Annotated in this window: 15 protein-coding genes; 9 read left to right on the top strand and 6 right to left on the bottom strand. The window is 76.1% G+C overall.

Annotated elements, in window-relative coordinates; genetic code table 11:
- Window position 1: 1 nt before the first annotated feature.
- Window positions 2-1762 carry a glycosyltransferase gene (locus CUD01_RS01260; protein WP_141318027.1) on the bottom strand — a complete coding sequence of 587 codons (1761 nt, stop codon included), beginning with the start codon at window positions 1760-1762 and terminating at the stop codon, window positions 2-4.
- Window positions 1759-3060, bottom strand: coding sequence for a nucleotide sugar dehydrogenase (locus CUD01_RS01255; RefSeq protein ID WP_141318025.1), 1302 nt, complete (start codon window positions 3058-3060; stop codon window positions 1759-1761). The genes CUD01_RS01260 and CUD01_RS01255 overlap by 4 nt, the downstream gene beginning before the upstream one ends.
- A 168-nt stretch (window positions 3061-3228) precedes the next feature.
- On the opposite strand from CUD01_RS01255, the gene CUD01_RS01250 reads away from it, so the two are divergent.
- From CUD01_RS01250 to CUD01_RS01225, 6 genes are all read left to right on the top strand, one after another.
- The gene (locus CUD01_RS01250; RefSeq protein ID WP_094180507.1) at window positions 3229-4548 is read left to right on the top strand and encodes a glycosyltransferase; all 1320 of its coding nucleotides are present in this window, start codon (window positions 3229-3231) and stop codon (window positions 4546-4548) included.
- The gene (locus tag CUD01_RS01245; RefSeq protein ID WP_141318023.1) at window positions 4541-6307 is read left to right on the top strand and encodes a glycosyltransferase family 4 protein; all 1767 of its coding nucleotides are present in this window, start codon (window positions 4541-4543) and stop codon (window positions 6305-6307) included. Before CUD01_RS01250 ends, CUD01_RS01245 begins: the two co-directional genes overlap by 8 nt.
- A gap of 129 nt (window positions 6308-6436) precedes the next feature.
- Entirely contained in the window at window positions 6437-8947 is a 2511-nt protein-coding gene (locus CUD01_RS01240; protein ID WP_141318021.1) for a cell wall-binding repeat-containing protein, read from the top strand.
- Entirely contained in the window at window positions 8947-11172 is a 2226-nt protein-coding gene (locus tag CUD01_RS01235) for a SpoIID/LytB domain-containing protein (RefSeq protein ID WP_141318019.1), read from the top strand. Before CUD01_RS01240 ends, CUD01_RS01235 begins: the two co-directional genes overlap by 1 nt.
- Window positions 11169-12245, top strand: a complete 1077-nt coding sequence (wecB, locus tag CUD01_RS01230) for a non-hydrolyzing UDP-N-acetylglucosamine 2-epimerase (RefSeq protein ID WP_141318017.1) — start codon at window positions 11169-11171, stop codon at window positions 12243-12245. The genes CUD01_RS01235 and wecB overlap by 4 nt, the downstream gene beginning before the upstream one ends.
- Entirely contained in the window at window positions 12242-13600 is a 1359-nt protein-coding gene (locus CUD01_RS01225) for a SpoIID/LytB domain-containing protein (protein WP_141318015.1), read from the top strand. Before wecB ends, CUD01_RS01225 begins: the two co-directional genes overlap by 4 nt.
- Before the next feature lie 64 nt (window positions 13601-13664).
- On the opposite strand, the gene CUD01_RS01220 is transcribed toward CUD01_RS01225, so the two are convergent.
- The 4 genes from CUD01_RS01220 to CUD01_RS01205 form a co-directional block, all read right to left on the bottom strand.
- Entirely contained in the window at window positions 13665-14654 is a 990-nt protein-coding gene (locus CUD01_RS01220; protein WP_141318013.1) for a Gfo/Idh/MocA family protein, read from the bottom strand.
- Window positions 14654-15754: a DegT/DnrJ/EryC1/StrS family aminotransferase gene (locus CUD01_RS01215; RefSeq protein ID WP_094180501.1), complete on the bottom strand. Its 1101-nt coding sequence runs from the start codon at window positions 15752-15754 to the stop codon at window positions 14654-14656. The genes CUD01_RS01220 and CUD01_RS01215 overlap by 1 nt, the downstream gene beginning before the upstream one ends.
- Window positions 15751-16368, bottom strand: coding sequence for an acyltransferase (locus CUD01_RS01210; protein WP_232514711.1), 618 nt, complete (start codon window positions 16366-16368; stop codon window positions 15751-15753). The genes CUD01_RS01215 and CUD01_RS01210 overlap by 4 nt, the downstream gene beginning before the upstream one ends.
- Before the next feature lie 178 nt (window positions 16369-16546).
- Entirely contained in the window at window positions 16547-17317 is a 771-nt protein-coding gene (locus CUD01_RS01205) for a TIGR03089 family protein (protein WP_141318011.1), read from the bottom strand.
- 261 nt (window positions 17318-17578) lie between these two features.
- On the opposite strand from CUD01_RS01205, the gene CUD01_RS17215 reads away from it, so the two are divergent.
- The 3 genes from CUD01_RS17215 (at window position 17579) to CUD01_RS01190 (ending at window position 23406) form a co-directional block, all read left to right on the top strand.
- Complete coding sequence (locus CUD01_RS17215; protein WP_094180498.1) at window positions 17579-17917, top strand: WhiB family transcriptional regulator; 339 nt, start codon at window positions 17579-17581, stop codon at window positions 17915-17917.
- 129 nt (window positions 17918-18046) lie between these two features.
- Window positions 18047-21835 carry a glycosyltransferase gene (locus tag CUD01_RS01195; RefSeq protein WP_141318009.1) on the top strand — a complete coding sequence of 1263 codons (3789 nt, stop codon included), beginning with the start codon at window positions 18047-18049 and terminating at the stop codon, window positions 21833-21835.
- Window positions 21835-23406 carry a DUF5719 family protein gene (locus CUD01_RS01190; protein WP_141318007.1) on the top strand — a complete coding sequence of 524 codons (1572 nt, stop codon included), beginning with the start codon at window positions 21835-21837 and terminating at the stop codon, window positions 23404-23406. The genes CUD01_RS01195 and CUD01_RS01190 overlap by 1 nt, the downstream gene beginning before the upstream one ends.
- The last annotated feature ends 4 nt before the right edge of the window (window positions 23407-23410 follow it).

The raw sequence follows: 23410 nt of genomic DNA, 5'->3' as shown, positions 1-23410 counted from the left end.
GTCAGACCCCCAGGAGCCGGCGCAGCGTCGCGTCGCTCGGCGGTCGCACGACGCGGGCGTCGGGGTGCCGCTCGCGCAGCACGGCGGCGAGCGCGTTGGCGCTGCGGTCGCCGAGCACGACGAGGTCGGCGCGCTCGTCGGCCCACCCCGGTGCGAGCCGGTCGGCGGCGTCCGGCAGCACGCGGCCCTCGACCCGTGCGAACAGCGCCCGGTCCGCACCGCGGCGCGCGCGGGCCGCGGCGCGGCGCCAGCGGGCGAGCACCGCGCTCGTGGCGCGCTCGCCGCGCGACGCGAGGGCCGAGGTGGGGCCGGGCACGCGCGCGACGAGCGCGCACGCGCGCCGCACCGCCCGCAGCACGAGGTCGGGCGCGAGCTCGAGCCCGCGCCACGCGACACGCCACGGCAGCCGAGCGACCCCGGACGACAGGTCGACGACCTCGACGACCGGCTCGGCCGCGACGGCCTCGGTCGCGAGCTGCGTCACGAGCCGGACATGCGCGCCGGCGCGGACGGCCTCGGCCTGCACGGGCACGAGCGCACCCGCGCCCGCCTCGCTCGTCGCGAGCAGCACGACGCGGGCCGCGGACGCGGCGGTCGGGAGCTGGGCGTCGAACAGGTGGTGGCGCAGCGCGTCGCGGTAGGCGGCGGTGCCGTAGCGCGCGACGAGCACGTCCCGCACCGCCGCACGGTCGCACGTCTCAGCGCGTGCGGCGAGCGCGGTGACCGCCGCGACGACCTCGCGGGGCGCAGGACGCACGGGCACGAACGCGACGAGCCCCTGCTCGGCGGCGTCGGACAGCGTCTCGGGCGGGCCCGCGCTGCGGGTCACGACGACGGGCAGCCCCGCCATCGCCGCCTCGACGACCGTGAGCCCGAACGTCTCGTAGTCGGACAGGTGGACGAGCACGTCGGCCGCGGCGAGCAGCCCGGGCAGCTCGTCGGGGTGTGCGGGGCCGTGCCACGTGACGCGGTCGGCCACGCCGAGGCGGTCGGCCAGCACCGCCAGCTCGTCGCGCTGCGGACCGTCCCCGACGAGTGTGAGCCGCGTGGCGGGGTCCGCGACGGCGAGCGCCTCGAGCACCGTGCGCACGTTCTTGCGCTCGACGAGGTTGCCGACGTAGACCCAGCGCAGCAGCGGCCCGTGCGGCGCGGGGACGGGCACGAACCGCGCGTCGTCGACCGGGTTGCCGATCACGTCGACGCGCGTGCGCAGGTCCGGCACCCGGCGGCGCAGGTCGCGCGCCTGCGCGCGGGACACGGTCAGGTGCACGTGCCCGCGCTCGAGCATCGAGCGGTACGCGGCGAGCCCGTCCGGCGTGCGCAGGACGGTCTCGAGGTAGGTCGCGTGCTCGGTCGTCACGAGCCGCTGCCCCGCGCGCAGCAGCGGCGCGACCGCGAACCCCGACGGCATGCCGACGTGCGCGTGCACGACGTCGGCCGCCGCGAGCTCGGGCAGGTCGCCCGCGGCCTGGGCGGCGACGATCGCCTCGCGGTGCGCGAGCGCGGTCGCGACGCGCGGCGTCATCGGGTCGAGCGGCACACGCAGACGCACGACGGTCCCGTGCGGCGAGTCCTCGCGCGTGAGCGAGGCGGTCTCGTCGGGCGCCACGGAGGTGACCTGCACGATCGTCGTCGCGCTCGCGGGGTGCGCGAGCGCGGCGACCGACTGCTCGACGAACGAGCCGTGGTACGGCGCGTCGGCCGTGGGGTACCACGGCGTCAGCACGACGAGCCGCCGCTCGCCGCCCTCGGGCCGCGTCACGCCGTGGCCGCGCCGAGCACGATGCGCGTGACGCCGTCCCAGCCGGGCTCGCCGGTGACGCGGCGGCCGTCGACCAGCACGCGCACGCCGGGCAGCTGCTGTGCGGACAGCGTGCGGTACTCGTCGTGGTCGGCCTGCACGACGGCGACGTCGACCGGCTCGCCGAGGTGGTAGGCGTCCCAGCCGAGCGAGCCGAGCTCCTCGTCGGAGTACAGCGGGTCGTGCACGAGCACCTGCGCGCCCGCGGCGCGCGCGGCGTCGACGGTCGCGAACACGCCCGAGAACGCGGTCTCCTTGACGCCGCCGCGGTACGCCGCGCCGAGCACGACCACGCGCAGCCCCGACAGCGAGCCGCCCGCGGCGGCGCGCGCCAGGTCGACCGCGTGCGACGGCATCGCGGCGTTGGCCTCGCGGGCCGCGCGCACGATCGTCGCGTCCGGGTCGTTGAACAGGTAGAGCCGCGGGTAGACGGGGATGCAGTGCCCGCCGACCGCGATGCCGGGCCGGTGGATGTGCGAGTACGGCTGCGAGTTCGAGGCCTCGATCACGGCGTGCACGTCGATGCCGTTCTTCTCGGCGAACCGGCCGAACTGGTTGGCCAGGCCGATGTTGACGTCGCGGTACGTCGTCTCCGCGAGCTTGGCGAGCTCGGACGCCTCGGCCGAGCCGAGGTCCCACACGCCGTTCGGGCGGGCCAGGTCGGGCCGCTCGTCGAAGTCGAGCACCTGCTCGTAGAACTCCACCGCGCGCTGCGCGCCGCGCGGCGACAGTCCGCCGACCAGCTTGGGGTAGCGCCGCAGGTCCGCGAACACGCGGCCCGTCAGGACCCGCTCGGGGGAGAACACCAGGTCGAAGTCCACGCCCTCGGTCAGGCCGGAGACCTCCTCGAGCAGCGGCTTCCAACGGGTGCGCGTGGTGCCCACCGGCAGCGTCGTCTCGTAGGACACGAGCGTGCCCGGGGTCAGGTGCGCACCGAGCGAGCGCGTCGCGGCGTCCATCCAGCCGAAGTCCGGCTGCCACGTCTCGTCGTCGACGAACAGCGGCACGACGAGCACGACGGCGTCCGCCCCGGGGATCGCGTCGGCGTAGTCCGTGGTCGCGCGCAGCCGGCCCGCGGGTACCAGCTCGGTGAGCTTGTCCTGCAGGTGCGCCTCGCCGGGGAAGGGCTCCGTCGCCGCGTTCACCAGCTCCACGACCTGCGGGTTCACGTCGACACCGACGACGTCGTGCCCCTTCGACGCGAACTGGACGGCCAGCGGGAGGCCGATCTTGCCAAGGGCGACGACAGCGATCTTCACAGGATCCTCGAGGGTGCGGGGGCGGGGCTGACGGACGTCGACAGGAACCGCGCGAAACGGCCTCCCTATACTAACGACGGCCTTCGCGCTGTCCCCGGGACCCACCGGGACCCACGCGGAGGTCTTCCCTTGTCGACGCGGCGCGCCCGGCGCGCCCGAGGAGGTCGAGTGGTCCACGACGGGCGACGCCCGCACGTCCTGCTGGTCGCGCTGTACTACCCGCCGTCCCGCGCGAGCGGGGTGTTCCGACCGCTGGCGATGGCGAACCACTTCGCCGCGTCGGGCTGGGACGTGACGGTCGTGACGGTGACGGAGGACTTCTTCGACCGGGTCGTCGGCTCGCGCGACGACTCGTTGCTCGCGACCGTCGACCCGCGCGTGCACGTCGTGCGCGTGCCGCTGCCGATGTCGCACCTCGACCCCGACCTGCGCCACCGCGGGCGTCTCGCGACGACGCTGCCGTTCGTGCACCGCGCGCTGACGATCGCGGGACAGAAGTACGTGTTCCCCGAGCAGTACGGCTCGTGGGTCCTGCCCGTCGCGAACGCGATCGGCCGCGTGCACCGGCACCACCCGGTCGACGTCGTCGTCGCGACGGGGAACCCGTGGTCGGACTTCGCCGCGGCGTACGCGGCGCACGTGCGCCACCGCATCCCGTACGTCATGGACTACCGCGACTCGTGGACCCTCGACCTGTTCGAGGAGACCGACGCGTTCCCGCCCGGGCACCTCGCGAGGCGCTGGGAGAGCCGGTTGATCGGCTCGGCCGCGCGCGTGACGTTCGTCAACGAGGCGCTGCGGCACTGGCACGCCGAGCGCTACCCCGCGGCCGCGGACCGGATGCGTGTGCTGCCCAACGGGTACGACGCGGACCTGCTCGGCGAGCCGGGGTTCCGCTCGCCGGAGCCCGGCGCACCGCTGCGCTTCGGGTTCATCGGCACGGTCACCGACCGGCACCCGCACGACGCGATGTGGGAGGGATGGAAGCTCGCCCGCCGCGACCCCGCGATGGCGGGCGCGACCGCGCACGTCTACGGGCACCTCGGGTTCTTCGCCGGCCAGGCGGACCGCATCCGCGCGCTGCTGCCGCTCGACGAGAACGTCGGGGTCACGTACGAGGGCCCGGTCTCGAAGGCCACCATCGGGAAGGTGTACGACGACCTCGACGCGATCCTGCTGATGGCGGCGGACTCGCGCTACGTCACCTCGGGCAAGGTGTTCGAGTGCATGGCGTCGGGCAAGCCGATCACGGGCGTGTTCTCCCCGACGACCGCGATCGCCGAGCCGCTCGCCGGCTACCCGCTCGCGTGGTCGGCGGCCGAGCTCACGCCGCAGGGCGTCGCCGACGCGCTCGTCGCGACCGCCCGCGGCGCGCGCGAGCAGACCGCCGGCCAGCACGTCGACGCGCTGGTGCACGCCCGCACCTACCGGCGCGACGCGTTGCTCGAGCCGTTCGTCGCCGAGGTCGCGGAGGTGGCCGGTGCCTGAGCCCACGCAGGATCGGACCGCGGCCGGCCGGCCGGGCCGGCTCGTCGTCGTCACCCCCTGGTACCCGACGCCGGAGAACCCGTACTGGGGCGCGTTCGTGCGGGCCACGACGCTCGCGCTGGACGAGCAGTTCCCGGACCCGCTCGTCGTGCACGTCGAGGCGCGCGTCCCGGACGCCCCGGCGCTCGCGACGACGCGCGAGGTGGTCGACGGGATCGAGGTGCTGCGCGTGCCGTTCGTCGTGGCGCCCGCCACGTCCCGCGCCCGCGTCGCTGAGCTCACGCGTGACGCGCTCGCGCCGTACGCCGACGAGCTCGCGGCCGCGCAGGTCGTGCACGCGCACGTCGGCATGCCGACCGGCTGGGCGGTCGTCGACCTCGTCGGGGAGCGCACGCGCGTCGTCGTGAGCGAGCACGCCTCCTACCTCAACCGGTTGTGGGCCGACGAGCGCACGTCCGCGATGTACGCCGAGACGGTGCGCGGGGCCGCACGGTTCACGAGCGTCGGCGAGGACACCTCGCGCGCCCTGCGCCGTCGGTACCCGGACGTCGCCGAGTCGGTCCACACCGTGCACAACCCGGTCGACGTCACGCGGTTCGAGCTGCGCGAGGACGTGCCGGGCCGGCTCGACCGGTGGCTGTACGTCGGCAACGTGCTCGAGGCCAAGGGCGTGCTGCGGCTCGTGCGCGCGTTCGCGGCGTGGCGCGCGCGCCGCCCCGACGCGACGCTCACGGTCGCGGGCGGCGGCGCCGACACCGACCGCGCGCTCGCGCTCGCCGACGAGCTCGGCGTGGCGGACGCGGTGCGGTTCCTCGGCCGCGTCGACCCCACCGGGATCGCCGCGGTCTACCGCGACGCGGACGTGCTCGTGCACCTGTCGGTCTCGGAGACGTTCGGGCTGTCCGCCGTGGAGGCGCTCGCGACCGGGCTGCCCGTCGTGGCGACCGCGACGCGCGGCGCGCAGCGCAACCTCGACGTCGCCCAGGACCTGTGGATGGCGTGGCTCGTCGAGGTCGGCGACGAGGTGGACGACGTGCTGGCCGCCGTCGAGGGCCTCGAGGCGCGGCACCGCTCGGCCCGGCCGGGGCTCGTGCGCGAGGACCTCGCGCTGCGGTTCGGCCCGCAGACGGTCGCGGCGACGCTCGGACGCACGCTGCGCGGCGAGCCGGAGCCCGAGCTGCCGGCCGACGCGCCGGTCGTCGTGGCGATCGCGCTGCACCGCGCGGTCGTCGCCGCCGCGACGCGCGTCGTGCGGGACGCGGCGCGGCGCGGGGCGCGGGCGTACCTCGTGACGGACGGCTCGCACGCCGTCGACGTCGACGACCGCGTGACCGTCCTGGACGTCTCGCCCGCGCGTTACCGGGTGATCACGCACCGTCTCGAGCGGTGGACGGTCGACGGCGTGCCGCGTGTCCTGCTCGGCGCGGCGCGCCCGCTGGCGCGCGGCCTGGGCCGCGCGGACGCCCTGGACGCGCTCGCCGCCCGGCAGCAGGAGCTGAGCACGCGGCTCAAGCGCACCGTGGGGGAGAAGGGCGTGCACGCGCACGTCGACCCGCTCGTGCTCGCGCGCTACGTCGAGCGGACGTGGGGTGACCTGCTCGTCGACCTCGTGCTGGTGACGTGGGGCGACCCGCGCGGCATCCCGCTGGCGACGCGGCTCGCACGCGCGAACCCCGACGCGCACGTCGTGCGGACCGCGCACCACGACCTGCTCGTCGACGTGCTGGCGGGCGCGTCGGGCACGCGCGACACCGACTGACGGCCGACCGCGGGCTCCGGCGGGACGTGGCGCGCCACGCCTCGCCGGTCCCCGCGGCATGCGTGCATGTGTGACAGGTGTGAACTACTGTGACCGCGGCTTGGACCGCGAGCAGCGAGGGGCACCACCATGCGACGACGCCGACACCTCGCCCTGGTGTGCGCTCTCGTCGGCGCGCTGACCGTGACGGCGGCCCCCGCGGCCGTGGCGGCCCCGGCGCGCGACGCCCTCCCGGCGGCGGGCGCGGACCCCGGCGGCGTGACGGGCGCGACCAGCGTCCCCGTCGCGCCGGACGCACCGGTCCGCACCGCCACCGTGCCGCTCGCCGGCGGCGTCGACGGCCCGAGCCGGCGCACGCTCGACCTGCCGGTGGACGCGTACCACGACCACGAGGTTCCGGCGACCTCCCGGCTCGCCGTGCTCACCGCGGCGCGCGGCACCGCCGACTTCGACCTCGTCGGCGTGACGTGGGCCGCGGGGGCGCAGGTCACGCGCGTGCTCGTGCGCACGCGGCACGCCGGCGCGTGGTCGACGTGGCAGGAGCTCGAGGTCGACCCCGCGACGCCCGAGGCCGGGACCGCCGAGGCCGAGGGTGCGCGCGGCGGCACCGCGCCGTTCGTCCGCACGGGCTCCGACGGGCTGCAGGTGCGGCTCGAGACCGCGACCGGAGCCGCGCCCGCGCGGCTCTCCGCGACCCTCGTCGACGCGGGCGTCGAGGACCTCGCCGACGCCCAGGTCACGCAGGTCACCGACGCGACGGCGGGCGCCACGCCCGGCACCACCGCGCTCGACACCGCGACCGCCGTGGCCGGCGTGAGCCCCGCCGCGCTGCGGCCCGCGATCGTCACGCGCGCGCAGTGGCGCGCGAACGAGCGGCTGCGCAAGCCCATCGACTGGAGCTCGACCATCCAGGCGGCCGTCGTCCACCACACGGTCAACGCGAACGACTACACGCGCGCGCAGGCACCGGCGCTCGTGCGGGGCATCTACGAGTACCACATCAAGGGACGCGGCTGGAGCGACGTCGGCTACCACTTCCTCGTCGACCGGTTCGGGACGGTGTACGAGGGGCGCAAGGGGTCGCTCGACAAGGTGCCGCTCGGCGTCCACTCGGGCGGCTTCAACACCAACACCATCGGCATCGCGATCATCGGCGAGTTCACGAGCAAGGTCCCGTCGACGACCGTGCTGCGCGCCGTCGCGCAGGTCGCGTCGTGGAAGCTCGCGTCGTACGGGCGTGACCCGCTCGGCACCACCGTCCTGACCGCCCGCAGCGGGAGCACGCACCCCAAGCGCAAGCCGGGCTGGCGCGGTGAGCTGCCCGTCATCATGGGTCACCGCGACGTCGGGTCCACCGCGTGCCCGGGCCAGATGGTCTACAACCGGCTCTCGACGATCCGCTCCTACGCGGCCGACCAGGTGAACCGGGTGACGTCGCGCGTCGCGACGGCCGCGAGCACGCCCGGCCGCAACGTCGTGGCCGAGGCGTACGCGAAGAGGTGGTCGACGTGGTCGGCGTCGGTGCGCTCGGTGTGCACCGGCACGGTCGTCGCGAGCCTGTCGGGCAAGAGCCGCGGGTGGATGCCGGTGCGGTGGGGCCAGAAGCTCGCGGACGGCTCGACGGCACCGCCAGGGCTGTACTCGATCACGACCACGCGGCACGGGCTCGTCGACACGGTGTACGTCGAGGCGCTGCCGAAGGGCGGGTACGGCGACGAGTCGTGCGGCATCTCGCGCTGGGGTGGCGCCGACCGGTACGCGACGGCGGTCGCGCTCGGCCGCGCCGCGACCGGTGGCTCGCAGCAGGTCGACGACATCGTGCTGGTCGCCGGCACGCAGTCCTCGGTCGTCGACGGGCTCGTCGCCGGCCCGTTCGCGGCGTCGCTCGACGCGCCCGTGCTGCTCGGCGCGGTCGACGGGCTGCCGGAGGCCACCCGGACGGAGATCCGGCACCGCGCCCCCGAGCGGGTGTGGCTCGTCGGCGGGACGGGCGTGCTGGGCCGGGCCGTCGAGTCGCAGCTCGAGGCGCTCGGCGTCCGGGACGTGCGCCGGCTGGCGGGGGCGGACCGGTACGGCACGGCGGCGGCGGTCGCGGCGCGGATGCCGGCCGGCCGCTCGGTCGTGCTCGCGTCCGGTGCGCAGGCGAACCTCGTGGACGCCGCGGCGGCCGGCGGGGCGGCGGCCGCGACCGAGCAGCCCGTGCTGCTCACGGCGCCGGGCACGCTGCCCACGGCGACGAAGAACGCCATGCAGGCGCGAGGGGTGCGCACGACGACGGTGGTGGGCGGCACCGGCGCGGTGTCGCTCGCCGTCACGTCGTCCGTGCGCTCCGTGACGAAGGGACAGGTCGTGCGGTTCGGAGGTGACGACCGCTACGCCACCGCGCTCGCGGTCGCGAAGGGGTTCGCGTCGGCGGTCGGGACGTCGCGCGTCGTCGTCGCGGCGGGCTCCGACGACCACCTGATCGACTCGGTCACGGCCGGTGCCCTCGCGCGCCTCGTCGTGCTGGTGCCGGGGAACGCGAGCCACGGCGGCGTGCAGAAGTGGCTCAAGGCCGCCGGCACGGACCGGCTGGACGTCGCGGGCGGCGCCGGTGCGGTGACGCCCGGCACGCTGCGGAGCCTGGTGGCGGCGATCTGATGCGCCGAGCCCTCACGCCGCTGCTCGCGGCGCTCGTCACCAGCACGCTCGTCGTGACCCCGGCGGCCGCGACGGACCCGCCCGTGAGCCCGACGCAGAGCGGTCGCACCGAGCGTGCGGCCGCGTCCGTCGACCTCCCGGCGGCCGCGCCCGCGTCCTTCACGGTGCACGGCAGCGGCTGGGGCCACGGCCTGGGGATGTCGCAGTTCGGCGCGTACGGCATGGCGCTCGACGGTCGCTCGGCGACGAACATCCTCGAGCACTACTACGCGCCCGCGAAGGTCACGACGCGCACCGACGACCCGACGATCCGCGTGCAGGTCCGTGCGGGCGTCACCTCGGTCACCGTCAGCCGGGACTCGGGCGTGACGTGGACGCTCGGCACCGCGCCGGGCACCACCGTGTCGGTCGCCGCGTCCTCGCTCACGTTCACGTACTCCACCGCGAGCGGGACCGCCCGCGTCTCGACGACCGTCGACGGCACCCAGTACCGCACCAACCCGTCGACGTGGCCGGAGCTCACGCTCACCTGGAAGGGCGGTGTGGTCAGCGTGCCCGGCGCCAACGGTGGGTCGGGCACCGTGCGCTACAAGCGCGGGAGCCTCGCGTTCGGCCCGCTGAGCGGCGCGGTGAACACCGTCAGCGTCGTGCGGCTCAACAGCGAGTACCTCTACGGCATCGCGGAGATGCCGTCGTCGTGGCCGGCGTCCGCGCTGCAGGCGCAGGCGATCGCGGCGCGCACGTACGCCTACCGCAAGTACCAGGCGGGCGTGCGCTCGTCGATCAACGCGCACCTCACCGACGAGACGACCGACCAGAAGTACACGGCGTACAACAAGGAGGCCGAGGCGGGGTACGGCAAGTACTGGGTCGCGGCCGTGGACGCGACCCGCGCGTCGGGCAACGCGCGCGTGATCCAGGCGCCGGACGGCCGGCTCGCCGAGACGTACTACTCGTCGTCGACCGGCGGTCGGACGACCAACTCCGAGGACGTGTGGGGGAGCGCGACGATCCCCTACCTGCGCAGCCGCGACGACCACTGGTCCGTCGACCCGCGCGTGCGCAACCCGTACGCGACCTGGACCACGACGATCACGCAGGCGCAGATCCGCGCGAAGTTCCCGCGGCTGTCGGACGTGGCGCGCCTCGAGGTCTCGCAGCGCGCGAGCTCGGGCGCGGCCATGCAGCTCAAGGCGACGTCCACCGCCGGCTCGGTGCAGTACCTCCTGGCCAAGCCGACGACCGACGGTGTGCGCACCGCGCTGGGGTCGCGGCTCGGGATCATGTCCGCCTACCTCAGCCTCGAGGCGCCCCCGGCGCCCGACCCGAGGTCGGACGTCCAGCGGCTCTCGGGCGACGACCGGTTCGCCACGGCGGCGGCCATCGGTCGCGCCGCGTTCCCCACGGGCCGCACGGTCGTGGTCGTCTCCGGCCAGCAGGCCTCGCTCGTCGACGGGCTCGTCGCCGCGCCGTACGCGCGCTCGATCAAGGCGCCGGTGCTCCTCTCGACACGCAGCTCCGTGCCCGAGGCGTCGATGGCCGAGATCACGCGTCGCGGCGCCACGAGCGCCGTGCTCGTCGGCGGCACGGGTGTGCTCACCACGGACGTGTCCGCGCAGCTGCGCGCCGCGGGGCTGTCCGTCACGCGCCTGTCGGGGGCGGACCGGTACGCGACCGCCGCCGCGGTCGCGCGGGCGTTCGGCTCCGCGGGCTCCGTCGTCGTCGCGTCGGGCGTCACGGCCAACCTCGTCGACGCGGCCGCCGCGGGCGGACCCGCTGCGGCGTCCGGCCAGCCCGTGCTGCTGGTGCCGCGCTCGAGCGTCCCGGCCGCGACCCGCGCGACGATCACGGCGCTCGGTGCGCGCAGCGCGACCATCGTCGGCGGCACGGGCGTCGTGACGAGCGGCGTGGCGGACGCCCTGCGCGCGGACGGCCTGCGGCTCACGCGCCTGTCGGGCACCGACCGGTACGCGACCGCCGCGGCGGTCGCCGACGCCTACGAGCCCTCGCTCAAGGCCGGTACGGTGGTCCTCGCGTCCGGTCTGGACGCGAACCTCGTCGACTCCCTCACGGGCGGCGTGCTGGGTCGGCTGACCCTGCTCACCGCGGGTGCGGGGGTCCCCGCCGCGACCGACCGGTGGTTCGCCGCGCGGGAGGTGTCGCTGCTGCAGGTGCTCGGCGGCACGGGCGCGGTCCCGGACTCCGCGGTGGAGGCAGTGCGTTGAAGGTCCTGAGCGTCGTCGGCGCTCGTCCGCAGTTCGTCAAGCTCGCCCCGATCGCCGAGGCCCTGGGCCGCGCGGGCGCCGAGCACGTGATCGTCCACACGGGTCAGCACTACGACCCGGGGATGTCCGACGTGTTCTTCGCCGACCTGCGCATCCCCGCACCGGACGTGCACCTCGCGGTCGGGTCCGGTTCGCACGGTGCGCAGACCGGCGCCATGCTCGGCCCGCTCGAGGCGGTCATGGACGAGCACCGGCCGGACTGGGTGCTGGTCTACGGCGACACCAACTCGACGCTCGCGGCCGCGGTCGCCGCGGTGAAGATCCACCTGCCGCTCGCGCACCTCGAGGCGGGACTGCGCTCGTTCAACCGGCGCATGCCCGAGGAGCACAACCGCGTGCTCACCGACCACGCCGCGGACCTGCTGCTCGCGCCCACGCAGGTCGCGATGGACCACCTCGCGCACGAGGGGCTGGCCGAGCGGTCGGTGCTCGTGGGCGACGTGATGACGGACGTGTGCTTCCGGGTGCGTGACGCGGTCGCCGCGTCGGGGACCCGCCCGGCCGGCGTCCCCGACGGCGAGTACCTCGTCGCGACGATCCACCGCGCGGAGAACACCGACGACCCGGCGCGCCTGCGCGCGATCGTCGCCGCGCTCGCCGCCCTGCCCGTGCCGCTCGTGCTGCTCGCGCACCCGCGCCTGCGCGCCCGCTGCGCCGAGCACGGGATCGACCTCGCGCAGGGGTCGGTCGTGGTCGCCGACCCGCTGCCGTACCCGGAGATGGTCGCGGCCGTGATGGGCTCGGTCGGCGTGGTCACCGACTCCGGCGGCCTGCAGAAGGAGGCCTTCCTCCTGGGGCGCGCGTGCGCCACACTGCGAACCGAGACGGAATGGGTCGAGACGCTCGAGGGGGGATGGAACGTGCTGCTTCCGGACGAGGCCGACCTCGCGCGGCTCGCGCAGGTGGCGCTGCGAGGACCGGGTGCGCTGCCGCAGGCGACGCCGTACGGGTCGGGTGACGCCGCCGACCGGGTGGTGCGAGTGCTGCAGGACGCGCTCGAGGGTCGGCCGTGAGCGCGCGCGTGCGTCGCGGCGCGCTCGCGGCGCTGGTCGCCGCGGTCGTCGTCGGCACGGCCGCTCCCGGGGCCTGGGCGGACGACTCGAGCCTCGAACGGCCGGGTGCGCTGGGCGGGACCGCGGACAGCGCGGTCGCCGCCGCCACCGCGCGGCCGCTCGTGGACGCCCGGCCGGCGGCTGCCGGCGACCTGACGATCGACGGGCGCGGGTTCGGCCACGGCATCGGGTTGTCGCAGTACGGCGCGCAGGGCCAGGCGAAGGCGGGCCGCACCGCGAGCACGATCCTCGCGTTCTACTACCCGGGCACCGGGTCGACCACGCGGTCGGACTCGCGCGCTCTCAAGGTCTGGCTGCGTGACGACACCGACCACCTGCTCACGTTCGTCGCGGAGCCGGGCCTGACGGTCGCGGGCAGCAACCCCGTCGCGGGCACGTCGAACGCCGCGACGCCGCTGCCGGAGACGGTCGTGCAGGGCGGCAAGCGCCTCACGGTGACGTTCTGGCAGGTCCGCCGCTCGGGTTCGTCGTGGGCGCTGCAGGCCAAGGCGAACGGCACCTGGTACCCGTACACCAGCAGCCGCGTGCGCACCGCCCTCGCCGGGTCGACCAAGGTGACCGTGCGCGCCAAGGACAGCACGCTGCGCAACGTCAACGGCTCCAAGGCGCGCGAGTACCGCGGCACCCTCGCCGCGAACCTCACGGGGACGTCCGCGAGCTCGGTGACCGTCACGGCCGGCACGACGTACACCTCGTACCTCGTGTCCGTCGTGCCCTCGGAGATGCCGTCCTACTGGCACCAGCAGGCGCTGCGCGCGCAGGCCGTCGCGGCCCGCACGTACGCCGCGTTCGACGCCGGGTACTCGAGCCGCCCGTGGTGGTACGACACGTGCGACACCGCCGCGTGCCAGGTGTTCAAGGGCCTCGCCGAGTACGACCTCAAGGGCACCCGGCTGCAGACGTTCACGGCCGCGAGCACCACCGAGGCCGTCAAGGCGACTGCGGGACTGGTCCGGACGTACGGCGGCAAGCTCGCGTTCACGCAGTTCAGCGCGTCCAACGGGGGATACACCGTCGCGCGCAGCGGTTATCCGTACCTCAAGGCGCGGGCCGACACGTACGACGCGTACCCCGCGTGGCAGGTGACGGTCAGCCGCGCGACGGCCGAGAGCGTCTTCGGCGTCGGCCGGGTCACCAAGGTCGCCGTGACGCGCGACGGCAAGGGTGCGTACGGCGGCCGTGCCACGTCCGTGACGGTCACGGGGACGGCGGGCTCCAAGACCCTCACGGGCGACGCGTTCCGCATCGCGCTCGGCCTGCGCTCGACGCTGTTCACGGTGTCGGTCGGGTCCTGACGCCCGACGACGACGCGCGCGGCCCCCGTGGTGGGGACCGCGCGCGTCGTCGTCCGGTGCGGGATCAGTCGAGGAGCTGCGTGGTGCCCGTCGCGGCCGAGCGCAGCACCGCCTCGGCGACGCGGACCGTTGCCAGGCCGTCCTGCATCGTGACGATGTCGACCTCCTTGCCGAGCACCGCGTCGCGGAACGCCTCGTGCTCGGTGCGCAGCGGCTCGGGCTTCGGGATCGCGAACCGCACGACGTCGCCCTCGCTCACGCCGCGGAACTTCGCGATCGACTCCCACGTCGTCGGGACCGTGCCGTTGGCGTAGAACGTCAGGTCGGCGGTGAGCGTGTCGGCGACGAACGCCCCCCGCTCGCCGGTCACGACGGTGACGCGCTCCTTGAACGGCGACAGCCAGTTCACGAGGTGGCTGGTGACGGTCCCGTCGGCGAGCTTGCCGACGACCGCGACGAGGTCCTCGTGCTCGCGGCCGCTCTGCAGCGAGGTCTGCGCCGCGACGGACACGAACGACGACTGCGTGACCCACGCGGTGAGGTCGATGTCGTGCGTCGCCAGGTCCTTGACCACGCCGACGTCGGCGATCCGGGCCGGGAACGGGCCCTGCCGACGCGTGACCACCTGGTACACCTCGCCGAGCTCGCCCCCGGCGAGCCGCTCGCGCAGGTGCTGGAGCGCGGGGTTGTAGCGCTCGATGTGCCCGACGGCGCCGACGAGCCCGCGTGAGGCGAACGCGTCAGCGACGCGCTGCGCGGCCGCGGTGTCGGGGGCGAGCGGCTTCTCGACGAGGCAGTGCACGCCCGCCTCGGCGAGCGTGATGGCGACCTGCTCGTGCAGCGTCGTCGGGACCGCGGCGGTGACGTAGTCGACGCCCGCGGCGATGAGGTCCTCGACGGAGCGGCCCACGGGCAGCCCGCCCGCGACGCCGTGCCGGTCGCCGCTCGGGTCCGCGACCGCCACGAGGTCGACGCCGTCCAGCGAGCGCAGGACCCGCGCGTGGTGGCGCCCCATCATCCCCAGGCCGATGAGCCCGGCGCGCAGGTTCGCCATCACGCACCCGCCTTCGCGACCGCGTTGACGCCCGCGACGACGCGCTCGAGGTCCTCGGCGCTCAGCGCCGGGTGCACCGGCAGGGACAGCACCTGCTCGCACGCCTCGCGGGTGACCGGCAGGTCGAACTCGAGGCCGAACGAGGGGAGCTGGTGGTTCGGGATCGGGTAGTACACGCCCGAGCCGACGCCGTGCTCGGCGAGCAGGGCCTTCGCGAACCCGTCGCGGTCGTGCGGGACACGGATCGTGTACTGGTGCCAGACGTGCGTCGCGCCCGGCGCGACGTACGGGACGCCGACACCCTCGAGGTGCTCGGACAGGAACGCGGCGTTCGCCTGGCGCTGCGCGGTCCAGCCGGGCAGCTTGCCGAGCTGCACGCGGCCGATCGCGGCGTGCACGTCGGTCATGCGCGCGTTGAACCCGACGACCTCGTTCTCGTAGCGGCGCTCCATGCCCTGGTTGCGCAGGAGCTGGACCTGGCGCACGACCTCGGGCGTCGCGCACGAGACCATGCCGCCCTCGCCGGACGTCATGTTCTTCGTCGGGTAGAGCGAGAACATCGCGAACGTGCCGAACGAGCCGACCGGCGCGCCCTGCCACGTCGCGCCGTGCGCCTGCGCGGCGTCCTCGAACAGCTGCAGGCCGTGCGCCTGCGCGAGCGCGCCGAGGGCCGTGACGTCCGCGGGATGGCCGTACAGGTGCACCGGCATGATCGCGGCGGTGCGCTCGGTGATCGCGGCCTCGACCGACGCCGGGTCCAGGCAGTAGGTCCGCGGGTCGATGTCGGCGAACACCGGGGTCGCGCCCGTGAGCGCGACCGAGTTCGCGGTCGCGGCGAACGTGAACGACGGGACGATCACCTCGTCGCCCGGGCCGATGCCCGCGGCCAGCAGGCCGAGGTGCAGGCCGGTGGTGCCGGAGCTGACCGCGACGCACGCGCGGCCGCCGACGAGCGCCTCGCCGAACTCCTTCTCGAACGCGGCGACCTCGGGTCCCTGCGCGATCATCCCGGAGCGCAGCACGCGGTCGACCGCGGCGCGCTCCTCGTCACCGATGAGCGGCTTGGCCGCCGGGATCGTGGTGGGCGTCGTTGCGCTCATGCGTCCTGCTCCTCGTCCGCCGACGCACGTCGCGTCAGCACGCCGTCGTGCTCGTCGTAGACCTCGCCCGTGGTGGGGCAGCGGAACACGCCGCCGCCGGCGTCCTCGAGCGGGACCCCCGCGCGTCCCACCCACTTGAGCCGGCGCGCCGGGACACCCGCGACGAGCGCGTAGTCCGGCACGTCCCTCGTCACGACCGCACCGGCGGCGACCGTGGCCCAGCGTCCGACCGTCACGGGCGCGACGCACACGGCGCGCGCGCCGACCGACGCGCCCTCGCGCAGCGTGACGCCCACCGCCGTCCAGTCGTGCGCGCTCTTGGCCGTGCCGTCGGGGTTCACCGCACGCGGGAACTCGTCGTTGGTCAGCACCGCTGCGGGCCCGACGAACACGCCGTCCTCGAGCACCGCGGGCTCGTACACGAGCGCGTAGTTCTGCACCTTGCAGTTCTCGCCGATCCGCACGCCGGAGCCGATGTAGGCGCCGCGTCCGACGACGCAGCCCGCACCGAGCGTCGCCCCGTCACGGACCTGCGCGAGGTGCCAGACGGACGTCCCGTCGCCGATCGTCGCGGTGGGATCGACGTCAGCGGACGCCACGATGCGCACGTTCACCAGGCAGTTCTCCGGTCGGGGCAGCGGGTCGGGACGGTCCCGGCGGGGCGCCGAGACCTCGCACAGCGTACCGACGCGGGGCCGCCCGCCGGGGACGGGAGGTCCCAGGCACGCGGGTGCGGTCATGGTTCCGTGCGGTCACGGTTCCGTGGGGTCACGGTCACGGTCACGGTCACGGTCACGCTTGCGTGCGGGTGACCCGCTCGGTGGCGACGAGCCGCTCGAACGCGGCGGCGTCCTGCGCGAGGCCCGCGGCGCGCGCGGGGGAGAGCAGGACCACGGAGCCGTCGGCCGCGAGCACCCGCAGCACGTCGCGCAGCCAGCCGGCGACGTCCGGGCGCGGCGCGAGCAGCACGCGGGGGCGGTCCGCGTCCTCGCCGGACCACCAGGCCGCGAGCTCGGCGTGCCGCACCGTGGCGGCCGGGTCCTGCGGGTCCGTGGCGAGTGCCGCGCGCGCCGGGTCCGCGGGGGGCACCCAGCCGAGCTGGTCGGCGTACGTCATGACGGCGGCCGCGGCGTCCACGGCGCCGGCGGGCAGCGGTCCGTCGGCGCGCCGCGCGAGCGCGGCGAGGGTCACGACGACGAGCGCGGCGCGCGGGGCGGGCTCCGGCGGGCTCGTCGTGAGCAGGACGTCGACGTCGTCGCCCACGCGCGCGGTCGCGTCGCCGGGGACGACGAGCGTGGCACCCGCACGCCAGGTCGCGAGCGCCCACAGCACGGTGCGCCAGTGCGGTGGCAGGTCGCTGCCGACGCCGGTCCCCGGGCCCGCGTCGAGCTCCTCGACGAGCAGGTTGGTGGTCTTGGCGACCCAGTTCGCGAGCACCGCCCCGGACAGCTCGACGCGCTCGCCGTCGTCGCCGTACCACGTGAGCCGAGGCCGTCCCGGGTCGGCCGTCAGGAGCTGCAGGAGTGCGGCCGGGTCACGCGGCGCGGGGGTGTGCGAGGGCATGCTCGTCACCCTAGAGGGGGCTCGCCGGAGCCGCGGCGCGCCGACCGCGTGGCCAGAATGTGAAAGTTCACCCGACAAACCGGGACAACTACCACGCCCCCGGTTGACGCCTAGGAACGACACGCGTGTAATTCGGATTGTCCGAGAACCAACTGGCGCAGCACCGGTGGACACGGCCGTCGACGGCGGCCCGCCGCAGGGGCCGCACAGGTCGAGCCTCGACCAGTCGATCATCAGATCCAAGCACCACCGGAGGCACGCATGTGGAACCTGCTCGACGATGACGGGGCCACGTCCGAGTTCCCCTCCGACGCGCACCGCCAGGCGCCCGTCGCGGCGTCGAACGTCCTGTCGCTGTTCGGCACGCCGGACGACGACGGCCCGATGGGCTGGCAGGAGCGCGCACTGTGCGCCCAGACCGACCCGGAGGCGTTCTTCCCCGAGAAGGGCGGTTCGACGCGCGAGGCCAAGAAGGTGTGCTCGGGCTGCGACGTGCGAGCGGAGTGCCTCGAGTACGCCCTCGAGAACGACGAGCGCTTCGGCATCTGGGGCGGCCTGTCCGAGCGCGAGCGCCGCAAGCTCAAGCGTCGCGTCGTCTGACCGCCCGAGCGCCTCGGTGCGGGTGCGGGTCCTGTCCCGCGCCGCGCCCCGAGCGTGCGGCGGCCGGTCGGGGGAGCGTGGCGAGTCGGTCCCGGCACCCACGGCCCCGGCGTGCATCATGGCCCGAGCATGAACTCCACCCGCCCGCCGCACGACCCCGCGGCGCACCCCGCGACGACGCCTGACCCGACGACCGGCCCGGGCGCACCCGCCGTCGACCTCGGCGCAGCGGCAAGCGCTGCGACCCCGACGAGCTCGACCCCGACGACGAGCTCGACGACGACGAGCTCGATCCCGACGACGACGTCGGTGACCGCGGTCCTCGTCACCCGCGGGCGCACGCCGTACCTGGCAGCGACGCTCGACGCGCTCGCGGGTCAGTCCCGTCGGCCGTCCCGCGTGCTCGTCGTCGACGTCGCACCGCGCACCGACGACCCGCAGGGCCCGCTGCCCCTCACGGTCGAGCGCGCGTTCGCGGTCGCGGCGTCCGCGCACACCGGCCCGCTCCCGCAGGTGCGGGTCCTGCAGGCCCCGCACGCCCGCACGTTCGGGCAGGCGGTCCGCGACGCGCTCGCGTCCGACGACGGGGCACGCACCACGTGGCTGTGGCTCCTGCACGACGACAGCGCGCCCGAGCCGACCGCGCTCGCCGAGCTCGCGCGCGCGGTCGCCCGCGCGCCGTCGGTCGTGATCGCGGGGGCCAAGCAGCACACGTGGACCGACCCCGTCCGGCTGCTCGAGCTGGGGGTGCGCACCGACCGGTCCGGGCGGCGCATGACGGACGTCGAGCCGGGGGAGCTCGACCAGGGCCAGCACGACGCGCGCGACGACGTCCTCGGCGTCGGCACCGCGGGTGCGCTCGTGCGCCGCGACGCGTGGGACGAGCTCGGTGGACCCGACCCCGCGCTCGGGCCGTTCGGCGACGGGTTCGACCTGTCCCGCCGGGCGCGGCTCGCGGGGCACCGCGTCGTCGTCGTGCCGAGCGCCGTGGTGCGGCACGCGCAGGCGTCCTACCTGGGCCTGCGCGGGACGGGCCCGTCCGGGCGCGACGCGGACGGCGACGGCGAGGACGACAGCGCGGACCCGCGCCGCTCGTTCGCGGCCCGCCGCCGGGCGCTGACCCACCAGAGACTGGTCACCGCGCCGCTGGTGTTCGTCCCGGTCGTCGTCGTGCTCGCGCTCGTCAGTGCGGTGGTGCGATCGCTCGTGCAGGTCGCCGCGAAGCAGCCCGGGCTGGCGGTCGACGAGCTGCGCGGCCCGCTCGAGGCGCTCGCGCGTCCGGCGGCGGTCGCCGCCGCGCGCCGGCGTGCCCGCCGCACGCGCCGGCTGCCGCGTCGCGCGCTGCGGCCCCTGCAGGCGACGTGGCGCGACGTCTGGCGCCAGGCGCGCGACCGCCGGCTCGCCCGGCGCGAGGCGCGGCGCGTGGTGCAGGCGCCCTCGGAGCTCGAGCTGCGCGAGCTCGCGGCGCTCGCGACGCGCCGCCGTGCGGGCCTCGCGACCGTCGCGGTCGCGCTCGTCGCGGTGTCCGCCGTCGCGTTCGGCCCGCTGGTCGCGGCGGTCGGCCGTGGGGCGCGGCTGGTCGGCGGCGGGCTGCTGCCGCTCGCCGACGGTCTGGGTGGCCTGTGGGCCGCCGCGACGTCGAGCTGGGTGTCCGGCGGGCTGGGTGAGCCGGGGCCCGTGGACCCGCTGCTGGGCGCGCTCGTCGTGCCGACGACCCTCGCGGGCGGACGCCCGTCGGTGGGCGTGGCGCTCGTCGTGCTCGGTTCGGTGCTGCTCGCGGGTCTGGGCGCGTGGGCTGCCGCGGGTGCCGCGACGCGCGCGGTGACGTCGCGCGCGTGGGCCGCGGTCGTGTGGGCGGGAGCGCCTGCGCTGCTGCTCGCGGTCGGTGACGGCCGGCTCGGGCCGGTCCTGGCGCACGTGCTGCTGCCGTGGGTCGCGCTCGGGATCGCGCGCGCGGTCGGCGTGCAGCGCGTGGACCTGGTGCTGTCCGGTCTGGCGACCGCGCGCCGCCGGGACGACGAGCGCGCGGGCGGACGGGCAGCGGACGAGGGGTCCGACGGGGAGCAGCGACCCGACGAGCGGTCCGACGAGCGAGCCGACGAGCGAGCCGACGAGCGGTCCGACGACGAGCGGTCCGACGACGAGCGGTCCGATGACACGGCCGAGGACGGGACGGCCGCCGTCCGAGCGCCGGTCACCAACGCGACCCGTCGCTCGCGCCGCGACGAGCGTGCCGAGGCGCGCGCCGACCGCTCGCGGGGGACCCGCCCGCGACCCGTGACGTCCGCCGACCCCGCCGACTGGGTGGGTGCCGCCGCCCGCCCGACGGGATCGGTGACCGCCGCGGCCGCGGCCGCGCTCGCGTTCGCCGGCGTGGTCGCGGGTGCCCCGGCGCTGCTGGTCCCCGGTGTGCTCGCGGTCCTCGTCGCGGCGGCGTGCGCACCGCGGCACCGGCGCCGGGTCGCGTTCGTCGTCGTGCCCGCGCTGGTCGTGTCGGGACCCGTGCTCGTCGAGGCGTTCACGCGCGGCGCCGCCGGCCTGCGGCTGCTCGTCGCGGACCCCGGCCTGAGCGTCGCGACCCGCCCCGAGGGGTCGTTCGAGCGCCTGCTGGGGTTGCCGAGCGCCGCGGGTGCGCTGGTGCCGCAGAGCGTGCCGGACGGAGCGGTCACGCGTGCCTGGCCGCTCGCGCTCGGCGCGGTCGTGCTCGGCCTCGCGGTCCTAGCGCTGCTGCGCGGTCGGGTCGCGCGCGGCGTGCGGCTCGGCTGGGCGGTCGCGGCGGTCGCGCTCGCGGCCGCGACCGCCGTCGCGCTGCTGCCCGTGGGCGTGCAGGACGGCGTGGTCGCCTACGGCTGGACGGGCCCGGCGCTGTCGCTCGCGCTGCTGGGCCTGGTGCTCGCGGCGCTGCTGGGCGCCGACGGGATGCTCGCGCGGCTCTCGCGGTACGCGTTCGGCTGGCGGCAGGCCGGGGTCGGGCTGGTCGCGGTCGTCGCGCTCGCCGTCCCGGTGGTGTGGCTCGCGGGGTGGGGTGTGCAGGCGCGCGACGGCTCGGCGCTCGCCGTGACGGCCACCGAGCGCACGGTCGTGCCCGCGGTCGGGCGGCAGGCGCAGGGCTCGGCGAACGCGTCCCGCGTGCTGGCGATCGCGCGGGCGGCCGACGGCGCGGTCACGTGGCAGCTCCTGCGCGCGGACGGCCCGCAGCTCGTGGACGTCGCGGCCGCGGTCGAGACGCGCGCGGTCGCGGGCCCGGCGGACGCGCCGCACGGCGCCGGGACGGACGCGGCGACCGACGAGGTCGACGCGCTCGTCGCGCGCCTCGCGGCGGGTGCGAGCGGCGACGTCGCCGGGCCCCTCGCGGCGCTCGCGGTCGGCGACGTGCTCGTGCCGGTGCTGCCCGACGGCCTGTCCGAGGAGGGCGAGGCCGCCGCGGAGCGCGAGCGGGACGCGCTCGTCGCGGAGCTCGACTCGACCGCCGGTCTCGAGCGCGTCACCCAGAACGCCTCCGGGATCCTGTGGCGCGTGCAGCCGGCGGCACCCGCCGGTGGCGGCGAGGCCGTCGACGTGGTCACCGCGTGGGCGCGCACCGTCCCGGGAGGCGACGTGCGGGACCCGGCGACGGACGCGGTCGCGGTGCCCGCGCGCGGACGCTCGGTCGACACGCGCGTCGCCGACGGTGACCCCGGCCGCCTCCTCGTCCTGGCCGAGCGTGCCGACCCCCACTGGCACGCGACCCTCGACGGCGTCCCGCTGCGCTCGGTCGACAACGGCTGGCGCCAGACGTTCGAGCTCGGTCCGCAGGGTGGTCACCTCGAGGTCGGGCACGACGCCCCGCAGCGCACCACGTGGCTCGTCGTCCAGGTGGTCGTCCTGGCCCTGACGGTGCTGCTCGCGATGCCGGTACGACGACGGAGGGCGGGCTGATGGGCGCGCGGGTGACGGCGGTGACCGCGGTGCGGCTCGTGTCCGGGGCGGCGGTGGCGGCGCTGGTCGCCGGGGTCGCCGTCCTCGGCTCCGGGCTGCCGTCCCCGGCGACCGACGAGGTGACGGTCCCGGGCGCGCTCGTCGACGTGCCGTTCTCCCCGACGCGCCTGGTGTGCGCGGGACCGCTCGTGCTGCCGCAGGAGCGGGACGCGGGAGACGCGTTCGACCCGGTCCCGGTGACACCGCTGACCTCGCTCGTCGCGGTCGCGACGTCGAGCGGCGGCGGTGCGGTGACCGACCTCGGGGGCGGCGTCGTGGCCGAGCGGTTCGGCGCGGGCGCGAGCTCGACGACGTCGCGCTGGGTGACCGAGCCCCTCGTCGTGCAGGCGGAGCCGACCGACGACCCCGCGTCCGTCGCCGCCGCGACGTCGGCCTACGTGACCGCGGGCGACCTGCGCGGCCTCGCCGCCGCGTCGTGCCAGGCGCCGACGACCGACGCGTGGCTCCTCGGCGGCTCGACCGAGCTGGGCGCGACGGCGCTGCTCGTCCTGCAGAACGCCGGGTCGACCGCGGCGGTCGTGCACATCGACGTGTACGGCGCCACGGGTCCGGTCGACCTCGACACCGAGCAGTACCTGGTCGCGCCCGGGGCCGAGCGCGTCGTCGTGCTCGGCGGTCTCGCGCCGCAGGAGCGGCGGGTCGCGGTCCACGTCACCGCGACGGGCGGGCGGGTCACGGCGCACGTGCAGGACTCCACGCTCGACGGCTTCACCCCGACGGGCACGGACCTCGTGGTCGCGAGCGCGCCGCCGTCGCGGCGCCAGGTCGTGCCCGGCGTGGCGGTCCTGGCCACCGAGGTCGACGACCCCGACGCGGGGGCGGTGCGGCTGCTCGCGCCGGGCGGTGGGACGACGACGGCGCGCGTGCGACTGCTGGGCCCCGACGGGGTCGAGGACCTGCCGGGCGCGGGCGAGCTCGTGCTCGAGCCGGGCGTGGTGACCGACGTGCCGCTCGGCGGACTGCCCGCCGGCGCGTACACGCTCGTCGTCGAGGCGGACCGTGCGGTCGTCGCGAGCGCGATGCTTGCTCGGCCGGGTGCCCCGACGCAGCAGGACCCGGACGTCGCGACGCGCGAGCGGGCGTGGGTCCCCTCGGTGCCGGCGCCCGACGCCGCGGCGGCCACCGACGCGCAGGTGGTGGCCGTGCCGGACCGCGCCACGGGCACGCTCGTGCTGGGCGCGGTGGCACGCTCGGGTGCGCTCGACGCCGACGGCACCGCGACCGCCGAGGTGCGCGTGCTCGGCCCGGACGGGGAGCCCGTCGTGCGCGAGCGGGTCGAGCTGGCGCTCGGCCGGACCGCCGCGTGGGACCTGACGCAGCTCGTCCCCGCAGGCACGCGCGTGCGCGGTGTGCAGGTCGTGCCGGACGGCGGTGCGTGGCTCGCCGGTGGGCTCGTCGCCCAGGTCGACCGGCCGGACGGCACGCTGCTCTCGGTGCTCGTCCCGGTCCCGGCGGACCTCGTGTCCGGCGCGACCGAGGTGCGCGAGGACCCGCGCCTCGGGACCCGCTGACGCG

Source organism: Cellulomonas uda, from assembly GCF_006538705.1.
Taxonomy (GTDB): Bacteria; Actinomycetota; Actinomycetes; order Actinomycetales; family Cellulomonadaceae; genus Cellulomonas; species Cellulomonas uda.
This window is presented reverse-complemented; position numbering and strand designations above follow the sequence as displayed.

Bases quoted from the DNA above. Each gene is read 5' to 3' on its own strand.
- CUD01_RS01240 (WP_141318021.1), top strand. From the start codon at position 6,437: ATGCGACGACGCCGACACCTCGCCCTGGTGTGCGCTCTCGTCGGCGCG.
- CUD01_RS01235 (WP_141318019.1), top strand. From the start codon at position 8,947: ATGCGCCGAGCCCTCACGCCGCTGCTCGCGGCGCTCGTCACCAGCACG.
- CUD01_RS01220 (WP_141318013.1), bottom strand. From the start codon at position 14,654: ATGGCGAACCTGCGCGCCGGGCTCATCGGCCTGGGGATGATGGGGCGC.
- CUD01_RS01215 (WP_094180501.1), bottom strand. From the start codon at position 15,754: ATGAGCGCAACGACGCCCACCACGATCCCGGCGGCCAAGCCGCTCATC.
- CUD01_RS01205 (WP_141318011.1), bottom strand. From the start codon at position 17,317: ATGCCCTCGCACACCCCCGCGCCGCGTGACCCGGCCGCACTCCTGCAG.
- CUD01_RS17215 (WP_094180498.1), top strand. From the start codon at position 17,579: ATGTGGAACCTGCTCGACGATGACGGGGCCACGTCCGAGTTCCCCTCC.
- CUD01_RS01195 (WP_141318009.1), top strand. From the start codon at position 18,047: ATGAACTCCACCCGCCCGCCGCACGACCCCGCGGCGCACCCCGCGACG.
- CUD01_RS01190 (WP_141318007.1), top strand. From the start codon at position 21,835: ATGGGCGCGCGGGTGACGGCGGTGACCGCGGTGCGGCTCGTGTCCGGG.